The organism is Pradoshia sp. TA40_28, from assembly GCF_059694525.1.
The window spans coordinates 112,793-131,053 of the sequence record NZ_JCATZO010000009.1 but is presented as its reverse complement, the minus strand read 5'-3'; the positions used below and the strand labels follow the sequence as shown (position 1 = coordinate 131,053).

General features: G+C 39.2%; 12 protein-coding genes. 5 read left to right on the top strand and 7 right to left on the bottom strand.

Going from position 1 to position 18,261, the window contains the following annotated elements:
• Positions 1-179 precede the first annotated feature (179 nt).
• Entirely contained in the window at positions 180-941 is a 762-nt protein-coding gene (locus AC58NB_RS13280) for a DUF975 family protein (RefSeq protein ID WP_497427321.1), read from the top strand.
• A 93-nt stretch (positions 942-1,034) separates the two neighbouring features.
• On the opposite strand, the gene brnQ is transcribed toward AC58NB_RS13280, so the two are convergent.
• Positions 1,035-2,387, bottom strand: coding sequence for a branched-chain amino acid transport system II carrier protein (gene brnQ, locus AC58NB_RS13275; RefSeq protein WP_497427320.1), 1,353 nt, complete (start codon positions 2,385-2,387; stop codon positions 1,035-1,037).
• A gap of 370 nt (positions 2,388-2,757) precedes the next feature.
• Positions 2,758-3,450 carry a GntR family transcriptional regulator gene (locus AC58NB_RS13270; protein WP_497427319.1) on the bottom strand — a complete coding sequence of 231 codons (693 nt, stop codon included), beginning with the start codon at positions 3,448-3,450 and terminating at the stop codon, positions 2,758-2,760.
• Positions 3,451-4,393: 943 nt separating this feature from the next.
• Here AC58NB_RS13270 and AC58NB_RS13265 point away from each other — a divergent pair.
• On the top strand, positions 4,394-8,803 hold the full coding sequence (locus tag AC58NB_RS13265; protein WP_497427318.1) for a S8 family serine peptidase: 4,410 nt from the start codon (positions 4,394-4,396) through the stop codon (positions 8,801-8,803).
• A gap of 81 nt (positions 8,804-8,884) precedes the next feature.
• Here AC58NB_RS13265 and AC58NB_RS13260 read toward each other — a convergent pair whose 3' ends face one another.
• Positions 8,885-9,394 (bottom strand): GNAT family N-acetyltransferase, encoded by a 510-nt coding sequence (locus AC58NB_RS13260; protein ID WP_497427317.1) that lies wholly within the window; start codon positions 9,392-9,394, stop codon positions 8,885-8,887.
• Between the two features lie 199 nt (positions 9,395-9,593).
• Here AC58NB_RS13260 and AC58NB_RS13255 point away from each other — a divergent pair, with 199 nt between their 5' ends.
• A complete protein-coding gene (locus AC58NB_RS13255; RefSeq protein ID WP_497427316.1) occupies positions 9,594-10,778 on the top strand; it encodes a M20 metallopeptidase family protein in 1,185 nt (394 codons plus the stop codon).
• Between the two features lie 93 nt (positions 10,779-10,871).
• Here the strand turns inward: AC58NB_RS13255 and AC58NB_RS13250 are convergent, their stop codons facing one another.
• From AC58NB_RS13250 to AC58NB_RS13240, 3 genes are all read right to left on the bottom strand, one after another.
• Positions 10,872-11,555: a class I SAM-dependent methyltransferase gene (locus AC58NB_RS13250; RefSeq protein ID WP_497427315.1), complete on the bottom strand. Its 684-nt coding sequence runs from the start codon at positions 11,553-11,555 to the stop codon at positions 10,872-10,874.
• Positions 11,556-11,798: 243 nt separating this feature from the next.
• Positions 11,799-12,908, bottom strand: coding sequence for an NAD(P)/FAD-dependent oxidoreductase (locus AC58NB_RS13245; RefSeq protein ID WP_497427314.1), 1,110 nt, complete (start codon positions 12,906-12,908; stop codon positions 11,799-11,801).
• Positions 12,909-13,165: 257 nt separating this feature from the next.
• A complete protein-coding gene (locus tag AC58NB_RS13240) occupies positions 13,166-14,275 on the bottom strand; it encodes an NADH-dependent flavin oxidoreductase (protein WP_497427313.1) in 1,110 nt (369 codons plus the stop codon).
• A gap of 632 nt (positions 14,276-14,907) precedes the next feature.
• On the opposite strand from AC58NB_RS13240, the gene AC58NB_RS13235 reads away from it, so the two are divergent.
• Together AC58NB_RS13235 and AC58NB_RS13230 are read left to right on the top strand one after the other, a co-directional pair.
• Positions 14,908-15,840, top strand: a complete 933-nt coding sequence (locus AC58NB_RS13235) for an aldo/keto reductase (RefSeq protein WP_497427312.1) — start codon at positions 14,908-14,910, stop codon at positions 15,838-15,840.
• A gap of 19 nt (positions 15,841-15,859) precedes the next feature.
• Positions 15,860-16,372: a GNAT family N-acetyltransferase gene (locus tag AC58NB_RS13230; RefSeq protein ID WP_497427311.1), complete on the top strand. Its 513-nt coding sequence runs from the start codon at positions 15,860-15,862 to the stop codon at positions 16,370-16,372.
• Positions 16,373-16,429: 57 nt separating this feature from the next.
• Here AC58NB_RS13230 and AC58NB_RS13225 read toward each other — a convergent pair whose 3' ends face one another.
• Entirely contained in the window at positions 16,430-18,082 is a 1,653-nt protein-coding gene (locus tag AC58NB_RS13225) for a SulP family inorganic anion transporter (protein ID WP_497427310.1), read from the bottom strand.
• Between the last annotated feature and the right edge of the window lie 179 nt (positions 18,083-18,261).

The window sequence follows — 18,261 nt, the reverse complement described above, 5'->3', positions numbered from 1 at the left end:
TTCTTACTACCTTCACACATCGACCTGTTAATCGCTTCCAATTATACAATTAAATCTGAAAATTACAACTATTTAACAAATGATTGAAAGTTTTATTTTTTAAATTAATGGAATTGACTCTAATTTTTAAGTAATTCATACTATATATTAGTAAATATATCAAAAAAAGGAGATGTGCTATGAAAATACGTTCTATTAAAGAAACCGCAAAACAAGCACTGAATGGCAAATGGGGAATTGCAATCGGTGTATTTTTTATTAACTATATTTTAGTTTATATAATAGGAATTATTCCTCAGGAGATTATTTTCCTTCTTGCCACGTTATTTATATCTGGTCCTTTGGCGATTGGATACATGTGGTTTCACTTAGATTTAAAACGAAAACAAAATCCCTCAGTCAAGGTTTTGTTCCAAGGGTTTACAGTAAATTATTCTAGAAATACTCTAACCTACATTTTAATGTCACTATTCATTACCCTTTGGTCTCTTTTACTTATTATACCTGGAATTATTAAAGGACTTGCCTATTCGATGACCTTATTTATATTACGGGATCGTCCTGAACTGACTGCTCTTCAAGCTATTACAGAAAGCCGCAAGATAATGAATGGGAAGAAAAAAGATTTGTTCTTATTAAGCTTATCGTTTATCACATGGTTTATCATTCCATTCTTATTGATCATAATTGGAAGTATATCTATGGCACTTGGATATGATGCAGATGCTACTCTAATTTTCGCAGGATCTGCCAGCATTATTATTGGAATCATTGCTATGATTGGTATATCCATTTACGTTTCCCCTTACTACATGACATCACTCGCCGTCTTTTATGACGATTATGTAAAACCAACAGAAGACTATATTACAAAGGGTCCAATATCTCCAAATCATGATATGACTATAGAATACGACAAACTTGCTAAACCTATAGAATAAAGAATAACCCCGGTTCTCCTATAGAACCGGGGTTATTCTTTATTCTATTATTTAAATTTATAAGCAGGCTGTGTCTTCTACACGCCTTTAAAATCAGTCTTTCTGTATATCTGCAACCTCATTCATAACGGGTGTGGTTTGTCTCAACATTCCAATTGCGTAACCAATAATAGCTCCCATAATAGCCGGAGCAATCCAGCCTAATCCAACTGAAGAAAGTGGTAAATAAGTAAATAGGCTATTGATTCCTTCAATCTTTAAACCTGCTGCATTTATCCCATCAAATAAACTTACGATAAAGGTTAATCCCAAACTACAAATATAGACTTCAGACAATCCTTTAAATGTATTATGCATGAATGTAAGGAAAATCAGAACTATGGCTAGAGGGTAAATAGCTGTCAATACAGGTACTGAAATAGCCACTAAGTTGGCTAGTCCCACATTGGCAACTAATGCACTGAATACAGATAAAACAATTGCATATGTTTTATAGGAAAGTCTTGGAGCTAATGTATTAAAGTATGCCGCGCAAGCTGTTACAAGGCCAATACTAGTCGTTAAACAAGCTGCAATAACAGCAAGTCCCAAGATCAAGCTTCCATAAGAACCAAAATAATGATGAGATGCTGCCGCTAATATAGCACCTCCGTTATCAAATACCCCAATCTCTTCTGCAGCTGTAGCACCTAGATATGCCAGTCCCCCATAGATAGCTGCAAGTAAACCCGCTGCAATAAACGCGGACTTCATAACACTACTCATCATTTCTTTTTTACCATGAATTCCTGTAGAACGTACGGCATTGATAATGATAATTCCAAACACGAAAGACGCTAATGTATCCATTGTCAGGTAACCTTCCTGGAAACCTTTAAAGAATGCGTGTTCTGTGTATTGTTCAGCAGGAGTTGTTAAACTTCCCATTGGATTAAACAAAGCTGCAAAGATTAATAGTGCTATAAGAAATAATAAAATAGGTGTCAAGATTTTACCAACAACATCGATAATTTTTCCTGGTTTTAATGCAAAGAAACAAGTAACCGCAAAAAAGATAATAGTGAAAATCACCATTGCCACGTTGCTATTCATGTCACCAATTAATGGCTTAACACCAATTTCATAAGAAACCGTTCCTGTCCTCGGGATTGCGAATAAAGGACCAATAGCAAGGTAAAGTACCGTAGTAAATACGATTGCAAACATTGGATGTACGCGTTTAGCCATTGAATACAGATCGCTTTCACCTGAATACCCAATTGCCAATACACCTAAAAGCGGTAGTCCTACTCCAGTTACGATGAAACCTATTGTAGATTCCAATACATTGGCACCAGACATTTGTCCCATTAACACCGGGAATATTAGGTTGCCAGCTCCAAAAAACAAAGCAAAGAGCATGAAGCCAATCGCTAGAGTTGTAGACTTATTCTTTCTATTATCCATAAAAAAACCTCCCGTTCAATCTCGTTGGACACTATAATTATCAGATAATTCTAAACATTTTTAATATAACAGTATTTAGTTTAACATAATCGTCAGGATTATTCAGACTTTTTGTTTCATTTGTGACTTTTTAATGCTAACTTTCGCTAAAGCGCCCCCTACAATACAAGTGATTATAGTAATTGTCCTCTAAAAATGCAAGGTGATTTAAAAACTAATATAAAGGTAAATTTTATCAATAGTTAAGAGAAATTATATAGGTCATTTTAGTTTATTTTTGAATATCTTATCAATACAAAAAACCCTAATTCAAAGATAGAAAAAGGGCTCTTCATATTTTTTGATTGTTCCTACCATTGTAATCCGATATTTAACCAACAAAGTATTCAGCATATTGGCTATCTGACTCCAACAAACTATTCCAGTATTTCTCAGGTCCTAATATATGTTGGCTAATAGCCTCATCTATTTGGTCCACTTCTTTGTTTTCAATAATGTTAATAATATTCTTATGTTGTTCGATGATATCTGTATAATCATATTTGATTTCAGATAACAGCCGAATCCGATTATAATGTGTGCTAAGGCGGTTAATCGCGTCCCATATATGTTCTTTTTCTTGATCTTTATAAAATAGGGCGTGGAATTCTTGATCTAGTTCATGAAAGGTTCTTTCCACACCTTTTTTTCCTATGCAATTTTCCTGTAAACTGATAACCTTCTTTAGTTCTAATAATGTCTCTTGTGAAATAGATTCGCAGGCTAACTTAAGAACTTCTCTTTCTAGAACAGAACGCATAAAAGCTGCCTCTTTAACCAATTTATAATCAATTTTGGATATATATGAACCAACCTGTGGCCATACCTCAACCAAATGTTCCTCTTTTAATTTCCCGATTACCTCTCGAATCGGCGTTCGTGAAATCCGTAGTTCATTAGCCAATTCAATTTCGCTGATTGCTTGTCCCGGTTTTAATTCAAGAGACATAATCCCATTCTTAATAATTCTGTACGAATAATGTTTATTATTTTCTCCAGGTAATTTGGGTGTCACTGTTAACATCATGATTTCTCCCTTATATAAACGTATATAAAACTCAAAATTCTTTACTCTCCACGTAACCAATATACCTATGTATTTCAATTATCATCATATTCCAAACATTTTTCAAGCAATTCAAAAAAAAGCTGAGACGACTGGTCAGGCCCGACAAGCATAAGACAAATACTCGCAGGGCGTCCTTCTCCCGTAGAGTATTTGCTTATGACTCGAGGGCCTAGGAGTCGAAGCTGGATTAATAAAGAGCTTATGTCCCGAGCTCCTAGGCCCTGAAGCTGGATTTGCATAAAAAGCTGAAACGACTTTATTAACGAACGAAGACTAAATACGCCACGTCCTGTGGCAACGTCTTTGTGATCAACATCCTGTTAGCCCAAGTATGTCATTTTCCTTTAGCATTTTCTATTTTACGTACCTTATTTCGACATATTCCAGAAGTACAGGCATCGTTAATCGTTATTATGAAACACGAAATTATTCTCCAGCTGAATCCCCACTAGGATAAAAGGGGGCTAAAAATCACCATATTTATAGGTATATGTATAAAATCCCCTCCCCTATTCCCCATTCTCTCTATATATAGCCAAAGAATAGTTTCTAGCTAACTAGCTCAGTAAGTCTGATTACTTATTTTTATTATAGTAGTGTACTAAAGTCTCTCCTACCCCTTTTTATATACGACTATTTCCATATGAAATCAAAATAAATAGTCTCTCTGACTACAGGTACTGATTAGAATGACACCTGTAGTCAGATAAAGGTTGTATCTAATGATTCATTTTTACTTTCCTCGGGATTCTTGTGACATATAGTGACAGGATTTTAACAGGTCCATTAGTTATGGTAGAAATACCAGCATGATTCCTATAATTCGATAGTACTTAACAAGGAGGTGTACATATTATTGTATCTTGGCAGTTTGTAAAAATAGAATAGGGAGGGAAACATGTTGAAAACAAAGAGAAAAAAAGTATCATCACTCATACTTACATCTATTCTCATACCATCATTGTTGTTTACTTCAGGCTTTAATTCTTCATCAACATCTTCTGCTGCTTCTTCAAAATCGATTCATAGTTCTGCAAAAGGTACAATTATACAAAATAGCAGTAACAAAATCTCCAAAGATCTTCAAAATGAGTTTAAGAAAGAAGAAAAAGTTACCTTCTTAATAAAACTTAAAGAGCAGGTCGACACAGCCAAGGTAGCAAAAGAAGCTACTGCCACTGCGAAAAAACAAAAGCTTTCATCAGCCAAGACGACCTTGACTAAACGATCTTCCATCGTTACAAATCTTCGCGCAACTGCTGAAGAAACTCAGCATGAGCTAAAAAACTATTTAGAGAAACAAGAAAAAGCCGGTAATGCTGAAGATATTCAATCCTTCTACATCGTTAATGGGATGGCTGTAACAGCTACAAAAGAAGTCATGGAACAAGTCGCTGCATTTCCTGAAGTAGAAAAAATTTCACCGAATGAAACTGTTCACCTTATAGAACCCGTCAAACAATCCAAAGCTGAAAAGCCATTAATCGAGTCCAATATTAAGGAGAAACCGTCCAAAACAGAGACAAAGGCAGAAGTCTCCTCAATTGAATGGAATATCGAAAAAATCAGCGCCCCTCAAACATGGGCGATGGGAATCGATGGAGCTGGAACAGTCGTTGCCAGCATAGACACTGGTGTGCAATGGGATCATCCTACCCTAAAGACAAAATACCGTGGATACGACCCGGCTAATCCGGACAACCCGAACCATGAATTCAGCTGGTTTGATGCTACTTCTACAAACGGCTCAGCAGCATTTGACGATAACGGTCATGGTACCCATACTATTGGAACAATGGTAGGGTCGGAACCAAACGGTGCTAACCAGATTGGTGTCGCTCCTGGTGCTAAATTCATTGCTGTTAAAGCACTGGATGCAGCTGGCAGTGGGAGTCAAGCTGATTTACTAGAAGCCGGTGAGTACGTTTTAGCTCCAAAGGACGCGAATGGTACTCCACATCCTGAATACGCACCAGATGTCGTAAATAACTCATGGGGTGGCGCAGCAGGATTAAATGAATGGTTCCGTCCGATGGTTCAGGCATGGAAAAATGCAGATATCTTTCCTGAATTTTCTGCAGGTAATAGCGGACCGGGAGCAGGAAGTGTATCAGCTCCATCCAATTATCCTGAATCTTACGCAACTGCCGCAACAGATATCAATAATGCTTTGGCAAGCTTTTCTTCAAGGGGACCTTCTCCATATGACGGAGTCATGAAACCAAATATAGCAGCACCAGGTGTAAATATTCGCTCAGCTGTACCGGGAAACGCTTATGCTTCCATGAATGGCACATCAATGGCCGGGCCTCATGTGTCCGCAGTAGTTGCCCTGCTTAGACAAGCTGATTCAAGCTTAACTGTTGATCAAATGGAAGAGATTATGGACTTAACAGTAACACCATTAACTGACAGCGCTTATCCAGAGTCACCTAACTATGGATATGGTCACGGTTTAGTAAATGCTTTTGATGCTGTCTCTTCAGTTGTAAGTGGTTTAGGAAAAATCAAAGGAACTGTCTCCAAGGAAGGTGATGACACTCAAGCACCTGAAATTGAAACAGAACCTGTGACTACTTCATATAAAGAAATGGACCTTCCTCTTAGCGCAACCGCTACGGACGATGTATCCGTAACATCTGTCGTTTTGAAATATAAAAAAGCAGATGGCAGCTGGACTGAAGTTGCTGCAGAACGTGTAAGCGGAGATTATAAATCTGGCGAATACGAAGCAACCATCCCTGGTGCTGATTTAACCGGTGATTCAACAGAATATCAATTTATCGCTTATGACTTTGGTGGTAATTCAAAAGAATCAGCTGTTTGTCCAGTAGAATTACTTCCGGGTATTACAGGTGGCTACGAAACAGATTTTGAACAAAACCCAATCGGATGGACATCTTACGGTACAAATCATTCATGGGAATGGGGAGTACCAACAACAGGCCCTGGCGCTGCATTCTCAGGGGAAAAAGTATATGCAACAAATCTGACAGGAAACTATGCAAACAGCTCAAACATGAGCTTAGAAATGCCGCCAATTGATCTTCCTGAAGGAGCCAGCTACTTACAATTCAAACATTGGTTTGATTTAGAAAGAAACTATGATTTTGGGCATGTATTTATTTCTACCGATGGTACCAACTGGACACAGGCAGCTCGTTTCAATCAGACATCCGGTGGGTGGATTGATGGCGAAGTTGATTTAAGTGAATATGCAGGACAACGTATCTATATTTCCTTCAATGTTACAACTGATGGGTCTGTCCAGAAAGCTGGATGGTATTTGGATGATATCAAATTATCGGCAACTCCTATCCAACCTTCGTCAAAAGCTAAACATGGTGTGAAGAAAGATACAAAAGCTACTGATACTAAAATCAAAGATACAAAAGCTAAAGACCCTAAAGACGACAAAAAAGCAGCAAAAGAAAAAGTAGACGCAGCAAAAATCAAACCAATATCTGAAAAAGATAGTTCAAAAAATGAAAAACCTAGCAATGAGAAACCGGCACCACTGCTTTTACCAATTCAAGCAGAAGTAACCGTTCTTGAAACTGGCCGTTCTGTTTACACCAACCCACAGGATGGTTCCTATGAATTAACACACGCAACAGGTGATTACACTGTTCAAGCAGAAACATATGGATTCCAGTCCCAAACTCAAAGAGTAAGTGTTGTAGATGAGGGAATCGCTACTGCAAACTTTACATTACAAGAAATCCCTAAAGGGACAGTCAGCGGTACGATTACCAATAAAGTTACAGGCAATCCGGTTTCTGGCGCCACAGTTTATCTCGTGGAAGATGCTGCAGTCGCTCCCGTGACAACGAATGAAGATGGAGAATATTCAATTACTGCATATGAAGGTACCTACACACTTAAATTTGTTGCACCATCTTACCACAGCTCCGAAACAACAATTACAATTCAAGAAGGTGAAGCGGTAGTTAAAGATATAGAGTTACGCCCATTCATCGGCTACGCCGGTGAGATTAAATATGATGACGGTACAGCTGAAAATGCAAGAGCCTGGAATGCAGCAGGAAACAGCTGGGCTGTTAAAATGTCCTTAAAAGAAGGTGAAGATCAAGCTCTAGTAACTGGTGCACTCCTTCGCTTCTGGGATACGGAATGGCCACTTCCAGGTGGTACAGAATTCCAAGTATCCGTTTATGACGCCAGTGGTGCAAATGGCGGTCCTGGCACTAAATTGGCAGGTCCTTTCACCGAAACGGCTTTGCGTGATGGCACTTGGACACATGTTGACCTTGCCGAACACGGCGTCATGGTAGAAGGTGACTTCTTCATTGTCTATACACAAACAAAGGCAAATCCAAATGCACCTGGCTTGGCAACCGATGAAGACGGTCCAAATGCTAAACGCAGTTGGCAAAGTGTAAGCGGAGCATGGTCCCAAACTCCGGAAGCTGAAGGGAACTATATGATTCGTGCGACTGTCAACTATGAATTACAAGTACCAACCATCACTTCTCCTAAAGATGGTGCATTTACGAATAAAAAATCTGTAACAGTTGAGGGTAAATCTTCTCCTGAAACAACGATTGATTTATTCAACGATGGTGAAAAAACAGCTACTACAGAAACGAATGCAAGCGGCGACTTCTCTGTTGCTGTTGAATTGAATAATGGTGTAAATACACTGACTGCGAAAGCAAAAACAGATGTCGGTTCAACAGATCCATCTGAACCAGTTACGATTACACTTGATCAGGATAAACCTGAACTGACCATTACTTCACCGACAGATGGTTCTAAAACAAATAAAGAAACCGTCACAGTTACAGGAACTATTGCTGATGCCAATCTGGATTGGGTAAAAGTAAATGGTCAAACTGCAACTGTAAACAATGGAAAATACAGCAAACGTATCCTTCTTGACGAAGGTATCAATGAGATTACTGTTCAAGCTAAGGACAAAGCAGGCAACAGCATTAAGAAGATAATTAAAATCGATGCCAATTATACGGCACCTGAACTTTCCAACCTACTCCCTGCTGAGGACAAAGTATTGGAAAGCGGCGATTCTGTCAAGGTGGAATTCGACAGTGAACCTGGATTAGATGCTACTTTCTCAATCCTTGCTCCAGTCACAAACCTTCGCGTCTCTAACGCTCTTGAGCTTCCAATGCGTGAGACATCGGAAGGACACTATGTCGGCTACTATACTGCCACTAAAAATATCAAAGCAAATGGGGCAGCCGTTCAAGTAACCGCAGAAGATGACTATGGCAATAAAACGATTGAAAGAGCGGAAGGTTTACTAGATATAAACGCTCCACAATAAAACGATTAAGCACAAGTACATTATGTACTTGTGCTTTTCTCTAATTTACAAATCCCCTATTAATCTAAGATACCACTTATATCAAATCTTACGAACATATCTCAATGAGATATAGTTTTCTTCCTCTCTATTTTCATATCCTTTTTGTTCATTATTGAAGGTGAACCCTCTTGCCTCATAAAAGGGAATGCCTTTTTGGTTCCCCTTTGCTACAGACACCCATTGTTCCGTTGCATGAAACTCTTCTTTTTGTTGCTTTGTCAGAATATCTAATAATCTTGTCCCAATTCCTTCATTGCGTCTATTGGGGTTAAGATATAAAACAAATACCTCCCCGTTTGTCTCACCAATCATGCCACCCCCAATTGCTCCAATGACTTCATTGTCTTCCACAGCAACAAAATATCCTCCCCACTCCCTACTCGTATCAGTTACTTCCTTTAAAATTCTTTCGTGGTTATAAAACTCTTTTACGACTCTTTCAATATACTCTTCAGAGCGTAATTCTGTATAAGTGGCCCACTGTCCATCACTGCATACTTTCGCAATCCCCTCGACATGGCTTGCATCTGCTTTTAAAATATCTATCATCTTTTCCTTCCCCCATTAAGAATCATTTTTGTTTCTAATTCCATATACAGTTCGTCATAAAAAGGTGTTAATCCTTCTTGGGTTAACACCTCTCACCTTCTCCTTCAATCCAGTAATGGTAAACGTCTAATATAAAATGCCTGTACTGTGCAAAATATAAAGAAAGCCACCTATAGAATTGGCTATGAAGGAGGATCATATGAATCCATTTTTAGAAAGTGCGAGAGCTATGAAGGATGAGTTGGTAAAATACAGACGGGAAATTCATCAGAATCCGGAGGTAGGCGATCACCTTCCTCAAACCACGAAATATGTAATGGAGAAACTGAAGGAGTTTGGATATGAGCCAAAGGAAATTTGCGAAAGTGGCATTGTTGCTTTAGTTGGAAAACCAAATTCAAAGAAAACATTTTTGTTGCGAGCTGACATGGATGCCCTTCCAATTGAAGAACAAACCGACTATCCATTTAAAGCTACAAATGGGAATATGCACGCCTGCGGACATGATTTTCACACTACCATGCTATTAGGCGCTGCAAAATTATTAAAACAGCATGAAAATGAACTCGAAGGTACCGTAAAGCTCGTATTTCAGCCAAATGAAGAAGGTTTCAAAGGTGCAAAACGAATGTTGAATTCAGGCGTTTTAGAAAACCCTAAAGTGGATGCTGCCATGGCTCTGCATGTCCATTCTGGAACACCGTCAAATACAATTTTATATGGGCGTGGAACAAGTATCGCAGGCTGTACAATCTTTAGGATTACTGTCAAAGGAGTAGGCTGTCACGGCGCAATGCCGGAAACAGGTGTGGATCCGATTAATATTGCAGCTCATATCTATACCTCCATGCAAGAAATTATCACCAGAGAAATATCAGCTACACAATCCGTGGTGATCACAGTAGGAAAATTTCAAGCTGGCAGCACACATAATGTGATTCCTGAACAAGCTGTATTGGAAGGAACAATACGCTACTTAAATGTTGAGTTAGGGGACTTCATCTATAAAAGATTAGAGAAAATCGTTACTTCAACAGGCGAAATGTTTAGAGGAGAGGCTAAAATAGAGACAGTTGCCTCCGTTCCTCCATTAACGAATGATAAAGAGCTGGGCACTCAGTTATCTTCCTATGTAAAAGAGGTAGTTGGTGAACAATCCGTTATCTCATTTGAAGGTGGCGGTATGGGCTCTGAAGACTTTGCCTCCTATTGTTATGAAGTTCCTAGTGTGTATTTTTTGCTGGGAGCCGGTACAAAAGAAGAGAACCCACATTACGGGCTTCCAATGCATCATCCACAGATTGTTTTTAATGAAGATATCTTACCAACGGGTGCAGCCATACATGCCTATAGTGCAATGATGTGGTTGAAATCGAATCAATAGAGATCAAAAAGGCAGGAAGAGTGTGGCAGAAGCTATCAAAGGATGTCACACTCTTTTGATAGCTCAATTACAATTATTTTTGAAATATAGCTGTCAAAAACCATCCTCAGCAAAAACATCATTCATTGAATCTGTTTGTCTCATCTTTTTTATTTCAATTTCCTGTAGATCCTTAAAGATGTCTCTTAATTTTTGTTCTGTAAAGCCTAACCCTCCTTTGAGACTCCAATACCTGTACACATCCCAATCAGTCATATCTGATCCGCCATACTTCCCATTTTCAAGAAAACAGGTAATACCAAACAAACCTTCTTTTTTTAAAGCTCTTTTAACTAAATTGATATAACTAATTCTCCGGTGAGGTGCTATATGATGAAAGCACCCTGAATCAAATACAATATCATAGCTTCCATCATCAATGGCTAAATCAAATATATTTCCATGTATAAAATTGATTGCTAAACCACTCTCTTTCGCTCGTTCTCTTCCCCACTTCAGACTTTCTTCTGAAGAATCAACTGCATCAACATGACAATCTTTTTCAGCAAAAAATGCTGCATTTCGTCCAGGACCACATCCCAATTCGAGCACTTTACTCCCCGGAACAAACAAGCCCTTTTTGAAATACTCCACTAAGTTTTCATCAGGCCGATTAGAAAAAAAAGGTACATTCCGTTCACGATCCAAATAAAATTGATCCCAATTAAACCTGGTTTGTTCTTTTAATAATTGATCCATCATCCTCAGCAAATCATCATAACTATAAAGAGCTTCCATACTTATATCTTCCTCTCCAAATTAATCACGCACTCTTGATTACCATTTTATAACAAACGGTATAATCCAACTACAAAACTATTAGATTAATTTGGATTGATTAAATCACCTGCACGGCGCCTAATATAGAATGTAAATGTTTAGAAGCTATATTTAGATTCAACACATACTAAGTCCTCAGGTTAGCCGTAACCATTTGGCTAATAAACTACAAAAAGTCCATGATTAACATGGACTCGATGATTAAGCCAGAGCGCCCTCTGGATTATAGGCCGATATATCAATATCCGGTTCCTCTCCAACGATCAGTTTTGCGAGCTGAGAAGCGATAAATGGACCCATCGTCAGACCTGAGGCACCCAAGCCATTTATGACATAGAGATTATGGTGATTTGGCATGCGGCCAAATACAGGAAGGAAACCTAGCGTAAAAGGTCTGAAGCCGACCCTTGTTTCAGTCAAGCTTGCATCTGCAAGATCGGGAGCAAGCTGAATTGCTTTACTCAGCACTTCTTGGACGCCTCCTGCCGTTATCCTGATATCCATTTCTTCATCGTTTTCATGCGTAGCACCAGCTATTATTCTTCCATCTGGAAAAGCAAGCAAATATTGATCATTCGGAGGAATGATCACTGGCCAATCATGTGTTTTGTCCGTGTGAACCTGCAAATGACAAATCTGTGCTTTCTGGAAGCTGACTTCCATTTGATAGCCTAGCGGTTCTAGTAATTGTCCAGCCCAAGCGCCTGCAGTAACTACTACTTGATCCGGTATCCATTCATCATTGCCGGCTGTCACAACGATTCGCCCTGCTTTCATAGAAAGCTGCGCTTCGGCTGATACGAAACGGGCGCCGTATTTTCTGGCTGCTCGTTGCAAGGCATTTCGTAAAGCCCGGCCATCGACGCGAGCGGCACCGCTGACGTGCACAGCTTCATATCCTTCCGCTAGCAAAGGAAATAACTGCCGTGCTTCGTTTTCGTTAAGACGGGTTATCTTACCCATCTCCGGTGCATCCGTTCTGCGCTTTTCAGCACGTTGCTGCATCGCATCCAGTTTTTTCGGATCCTCATGCAGGCTCAATGCACCTACACGTGCATAACCCGTTTCAGTCTCTCCATCTTGACGGAGTTCTTCAATTATTTCTGGATAATAGCGAGCACCGCCTTTCGCCAGCTGGTACCAATCTTTATTTCGCCTCTGGGACAACCATGGACAAACAATCCCTGCTGCAGCATCTGTCGCTTGTCCTTTATCAAAGCGATCGATCACAGTTACTTTTAAGCCACGTTTCGCAAGCTTATATGCGGTAACCGACCCTGCTATACCTGTTCCGATTATTGTAATATGCATATCGAACATCCTTTTCTTCATTTAACTACAATATACCATAGCATATACGACCTATTCCCAGCATTTTAATCGGTTGGGACACAGATAGACTTACATCCTTTTTTATTGAGAGTGACAGAAAAGATCAATCCGCAGGAAAAGCTTGCATAAAAAAACCTCTCATACGAGAGGTTTTTTTATTTATTAATAGCCAGGTTGGTTAATATCCCTTCTATGCTTATATTCCACTAAAGCATAGAGCAAAGTATACCTTTCTATTAATCTTCTTTAGTCGGAACCCAGCCTTTTGTCTGCAGGATGATGTTCCAAAGCGGTTCTGGAAGGCCATGACGATCTTCGCGAGCAGGATCAATCAAGCTGATAATTTCGTCTTCGCGTCCTTCTTTGATCTTTGTAACGAATTCCGGGTCGATTAACATTTCACGTCCCATGCCAATCAATGGTACTCCTGTATCTTTGGCTGCAACTACGTCTTCAGCAGAGTACAAGGATCCGACACCGATCAAAGGTAGTCTATCATTGATGCGTTCCTTGATTAAATCAATACGTTTAACGTTCGTATCCGCACCGCGGCGTGCTGTAGAATGGAAGTCCATTAAAGAAACATGAAGGTAATCCAAAGGTTTTTCCACTAGAGCATCAATCAGCTCAAGTGTTTCTTTCATCGTTAATCCAGGAGTTTCCGGTTCCTCAGGAGAGAAACGGTATCCAACGATGAAATCTTTGGAGCCATATTTTTCAACAGCATTTCTGACTGTGTCAACGACAGCCAGTGGGAAGCGTAAGCGCTCGCCCCATTCATCTTCACGACGATTGGAAAATGGAGAGTAAAATTGTTGGATAATATATCCATTTGCACCGTGAATTTCGACACCATCAAAGCCAGCTTCGATAGCACGACGAGTCGCTTCTCCAAAATCAGCAACGATTTGCTGTACTTCTGCAGTTTTTAATGCGCGTGGTGTAGTTGCACCTTCTTTTTCAACAGCACTTGGAGCCACAACATCCCCATTCGGTACAAGTTCAGCCGAAGCTTCCCGTCCGCCATGGTGAAGCTGGATGATTGCTTTAGCTCCTTCAGCCTTTATTGTATCGGCTAGTTTCTTTAGACCTGCTATATCTGTATCGCGTCCAATAGATGGCTGACCTGTGAACGCCTTTCCACTATATGATACATTTGCTGCAGCAGTGATAACCAAGCCGATTTCCTTGGAACGCTGTGCGATATATGAAAGTTCCTGATTAGAAATCGTTCCATCAGGATTAGAAGAGTAATGCGTCATTGGGGCGAGTACGAATCGATTTTTCAACGTAACACCATTTGGCAGTGTTAAGCTCTCGAAAAGAGAAGCATATTTTTCATTCATAGGGACAATTCCTCCTTTATATGACCTTCATTCTAGTGAGTTGCGTAAAAGGTAGCAAACAAAATGCTCATTCGTAAGCAGGTTATGATTTGTAACATACTATCACAGGTGAAGCTCGTTGCTTAATTGTTGGCTTCAGTAGTGCTGTCATCCTTGCTGACAGATATCACTGATTTCATTGCCTTTGATAAATAATAGAATTCTCCAAACCTGTGTCCAATGAAGATTGCAGATTTGTTTAAACAAAAATGTAGAACGCTGATTACATTTATGATTGATTTACAGGTTCAATAATGCCCTCCTTTTTATAATCCCTATAAAAAAGGCATTCAAACTGCTCATGATTATTCAACCAAAATTTAATCCTGAAAATTTAGTTATGTATTTGTAATAAATTTTACATCTTTTTCATCTAAATGATATTGATAATCGTTATCAACTAGATTATACTACTAGTAGAACACATCATAAAAGCCATAGAACAGAAATAAATCCCCCCTCTTTGCATAAAGGTCTCGAGGAGATACTCCTTGAGACCTTTTGCTATTTTATCTGATTTAAACCCTATCATTTCCATATGTTTCTCCTCCTTTGTTATGATGGAACCATTACATGTGAAGGGGGTTTTTTTTATGAATGAAAAAGTTCAGTTAGGCAAAACAGACTTACTTGTAAATCCGATTGGTCTTGGAACAAACGCAGTTGGAGGACATAATATCTATCCAAATCTCGATGAGGAAACAGGACGGGAAATCATACGCACAGCCATCGATCATGGTGTAAATTTTATTGATACCGCCTATTTTTATGGACCAGAACGCTCAGAGGAATTAATTGGAGAAATCGTTAGAGAAAAAGACAATCGAGAAAATCTTGTTATAGCTACAAAAGGAGCTCATAAGTTTATAAAAAATGAAATTGCAGTTGATAACTCCCCTGCCTTCCTAAAAAAAGCTGTGGAAGATAGCCTTATCCGTTTACGAACAGATTATTTAGACCTCTTCTACATTCATTTCCCAGATCAAGATACACCGAAGGATGAAGCTGTTGGTGCCTTAAAGGAACTAAAAGATGCCGGGAAAATCCGTGCTATCGGAGTATCCAATTTTTCTTTGGAACAATTAAAGGAAGCCAATAAAGATGGATATGTAGATGTGATTCAATCTGAATACAATCTATTTAAAAGAGATGCTGAAAAAGAATTCCTCCCTTATACAGTTGAACAGAATATATCATTTGTTCCATACTTCCCACTCGCATCCGGTCTCTTAACCGGAAAATACACAAAGAAATCCATTTTTAATGACGGACGTTCCCGTAACCCATTATTTCAGGGAGAACTATTTGATCAGAACCTGGCAAAGGTGGAGCAGCTTCGCAAAATTGCGGATGCTAAAAACGTTCATATCACTCACCTTACCCTTGCATGGTACTTGGCACAGGACTCCATTGATGTCATCATCCCTGGTGCAAAACAGCCTGAACAAGTAATTGATAATCTTAAAACATTGGATGTTGCGTTATCTGCTGAGGAAATCAAACAAATCAGTTCTATATTCGAATAAGAAATTGGTATAGCACACTATGGCTCAAATAGTAAAGTGGAATCGAACAGATCATTCGCTCGAGGAAATCGTTTCTCTGTATCAACAAGTATGGAATATGGATACTGACTGTACAGAACAATTCAACCGGCACATGCATTATGAGGATTTTAGAGGGTATATATGCTTAACTGAAGAGGAAAAACCTGTTGGATTCACCTATGGCTATGCTTCTTTACCAGGACAATATTATCATGAACTATTGAGTAGTCATCTAAAACCAGACTTATCCAATGAATGGCTGACAAATTGTTTTGAGTTCGTTGAGTTATGTGTCGATTCCTCCATGCGCCGGCAAGGAATTGGGGAATTGTTACACGATCACTTATTAAAGGACTTGCCTTTTCATACATCCGTATTAACAACCCAGTATCCCAATTTGGCTGCACGAAATCTTTATGATAAAAAAGGATGGATTGTCATTGATGATTCCTTCTTCCCAAATGAAAAAACAAAAGAACGATATCTAATATACGGTAAAAAGCTGTCCTAGCAGCTTGCAATGAAAAAGGAGAGCAGCCAACTTTAGCGCTCTCCTTTTTCATTTATCTTATCTTTGTATTTGATTGATTTTAGCAAGTGCTTGGTCCGTACTCCAGAAGACATTATCTTCTCCAATTACCTCCAGAATACCGCCTCGTTCAAATCGGCTGAGAACTCTACGCTGCACACCACTAAAGATGATGGTTACACCCTCTTGTTTCTTTAATTCGCAGAATTCAAGCAAGGCTTGTACCCCAGAACCGTCAATAGAGGATACACCGCGCATAGAAAGAATCATTATCCCTTGACTGATGTCTTCCAGGCGATCAGTCAACGAGCTCACCGTTGCAAAGAAAATAGGCCCGGTGAGGTAAACAACCCGTATATCATCATATGCCTGATCTAATTTTATCCCTTTATCTTCTAATTTTTCGATATCCACTTTACTGATGTTCATCTCTACGTCTGCACTGTTAATAACAAATAATATGGCAGATAGAGCAATTCCAGCAACAATGGCAACCGTTAAGTCAAACACAACAGTCGCAAGCAATGTTAGTATGAATTTAAAGATGGCCCCTTTAAATTTGTGAGAGAAGATATAATGTATACTTTCCCATTCATTCATTCGCCATGCCGTTACAATCAAAATACCTGCTAAAGCAGACATCGGTATACTCGACATAATCGGGCTAAGAAGAAACATCGACAATAGCAACCCAACTGCATGGAAAATTCCCGTCAATCTTGTTTGCATGCCGGCTTTTATCGCCACACTCGTACGGGCAATCGCAGCTGTAGCCGGAACGCCTCCGAAGAATGGGATAATCATATTCCCAATTCCCTGTGCAACCAGTTCACGATCCCCATTCATTTTTTCTCCAACCATACGACCGGCAGATGCACCACATAATAAACTTTCTATCATTCCTAAGGCTGCAATACTGATTGCCGGCCAAATCAATGATTCAATTTTAGCGAGAGATAAATCTCCAAACACTAGTCGGTTTTCCGGTAAAAATGTTTTTGGTATATCTCCCACTACCGCAACTGGTAATTTTAAAAGGGCATTTATAAGTAAAACAAGCAGTAAGGCTGCTAAGGATGATGGAATAATCGCATTCCATTTTTTCGGCCAAACAATCATCGTGACAACGGTAATGATACCAATCAATACCGTGGCAAAATCAGGATGGAAACCATTCTCTATATAAGACATGATTTGGGCAATAGGATTCTCTCCGCTCGATTCAACACCAAAAAAGTTATCCACTTGTCCCATTGCAATAATGATAGCAATTCCTGATGTAAAACCTGTGATAACCGGCATCGGTATAATAGAAACGACACGACCAAATTTCAATAAACCAGCAATCACCAAAAGGATACCAGCCAGCAAACAGGCAATAAACACTCCATCAAGCCCATACTGAGCAACAACAGCTATCAAAATAGCAGACATTGCTCCCGTTGGTCCTGATATTTGATAGGAGGCACCTGATAGCATACTGATAATTAGTCCGGCTAGAATTGCCGTAATTAATCCGGCTGCTGCATCCGCTCCACTACTCACCCCGAACGCCAGCGATAAAGGCAGTGCAACAGCCGTGACTGTAATACCTGCCATAATATCTTTACGAAGCTTCGCCGAATTGTATCCAGCAAATTCGTTATGCAAATCAAGAATATATTGTTTAAGCATGCTGATTCTTCTTTCCATAGGTAATATAATAATAAATTTCAACCTTTATATTATACTGACCTCAGAAATGGAATTCTATATACAATCAATTCCAATTATGACCTATAGGACGAGGTATGATTTGCCCCCAAATAATCTATTCCTTTGCTCTTTAGTAGATTTTATATCTCTATATTTTGCAGCTCCTTTTTCTTGTC

Excerpts from the sequence above, each read along its gene's own strand:
- AC58NB_RS13280 (WP_497427321.1), top strand. The coding sequence starts at position 180 with ATGAAAATACGTTCTATTAAAGAAACCGCAAAACAAGCACTGAATGGC.
- AC58NB_RS13260 (WP_497427317.1), bottom strand. The coding sequence starts at position 9,394 with ATGATAGATATTTTAAAAGCAGATGCAAGCCATGTCGAGGGGATTGCG.
- AC58NB_RS13250 (WP_497427315.1), bottom strand. The coding sequence starts at position 11,555 with ATGGAAGCTCTTTATAGTTATGATGATTTGCTGAGGATGATGGATCAA.
- brnQ (WP_497427320.1), bottom strand. The coding sequence starts at position 2,387 with ATGGATAATAGAAAGAATAAGTCTACAACTCTAGCGATTGGCTTCATG.
- AC58NB_RS13255 (WP_497427316.1), top strand. The coding sequence starts at position 9,594 with ATGAATCCATTTTTAGAAAGTGCGAGAGCTATGAAGGATGAGTTGGTA.
- AC58NB_RS13240 (WP_497427313.1), bottom strand. The coding sequence starts at position 14,275 with ATGAATGAAAAATATGCTTCTCTTTTCGAGAGCTTAACACTGCCAAAT.
- AC58NB_RS13230 (WP_497427311.1), top strand. The coding sequence starts at position 15,860 with ATGGCTCAAATAGTAAAGTGGAATCGAACAGATCATTCGCTCGAGGAA.
- AC58NB_RS13265 (WP_497427318.1), top strand. The coding sequence starts at position 4,394 with ATGTTGAAAACAAAGAGAAAAAAAGTATCATCACTCATACTTACATCT.
- AC58NB_RS13270 (WP_497427319.1), bottom strand. The coding sequence starts at position 3,450 with ATGTTAACAGTGACACCCAAATTACCTGGAGAAAATAATAAACATTAT.
- AC58NB_RS13245 (WP_497427314.1), bottom strand. The coding sequence starts at position 12,908 with ATGCATATTACAATAATCGGAACAGGTATAGCAGGGTCGGTTACCGCA.
- AC58NB_RS13235 (WP_497427312.1), top strand. The coding sequence starts at position 14,908 with ATGAATGAAAAAGTTCAGTTAGGCAAAACAGACTTACTTGTAAATCCG.
- AC58NB_RS13225 (WP_497427310.1), bottom strand. The coding sequence starts at position 18,082 with ATGGAAAGAAGAATCAGCATGCTTAAACAATATATTCTTGATTTGCAT.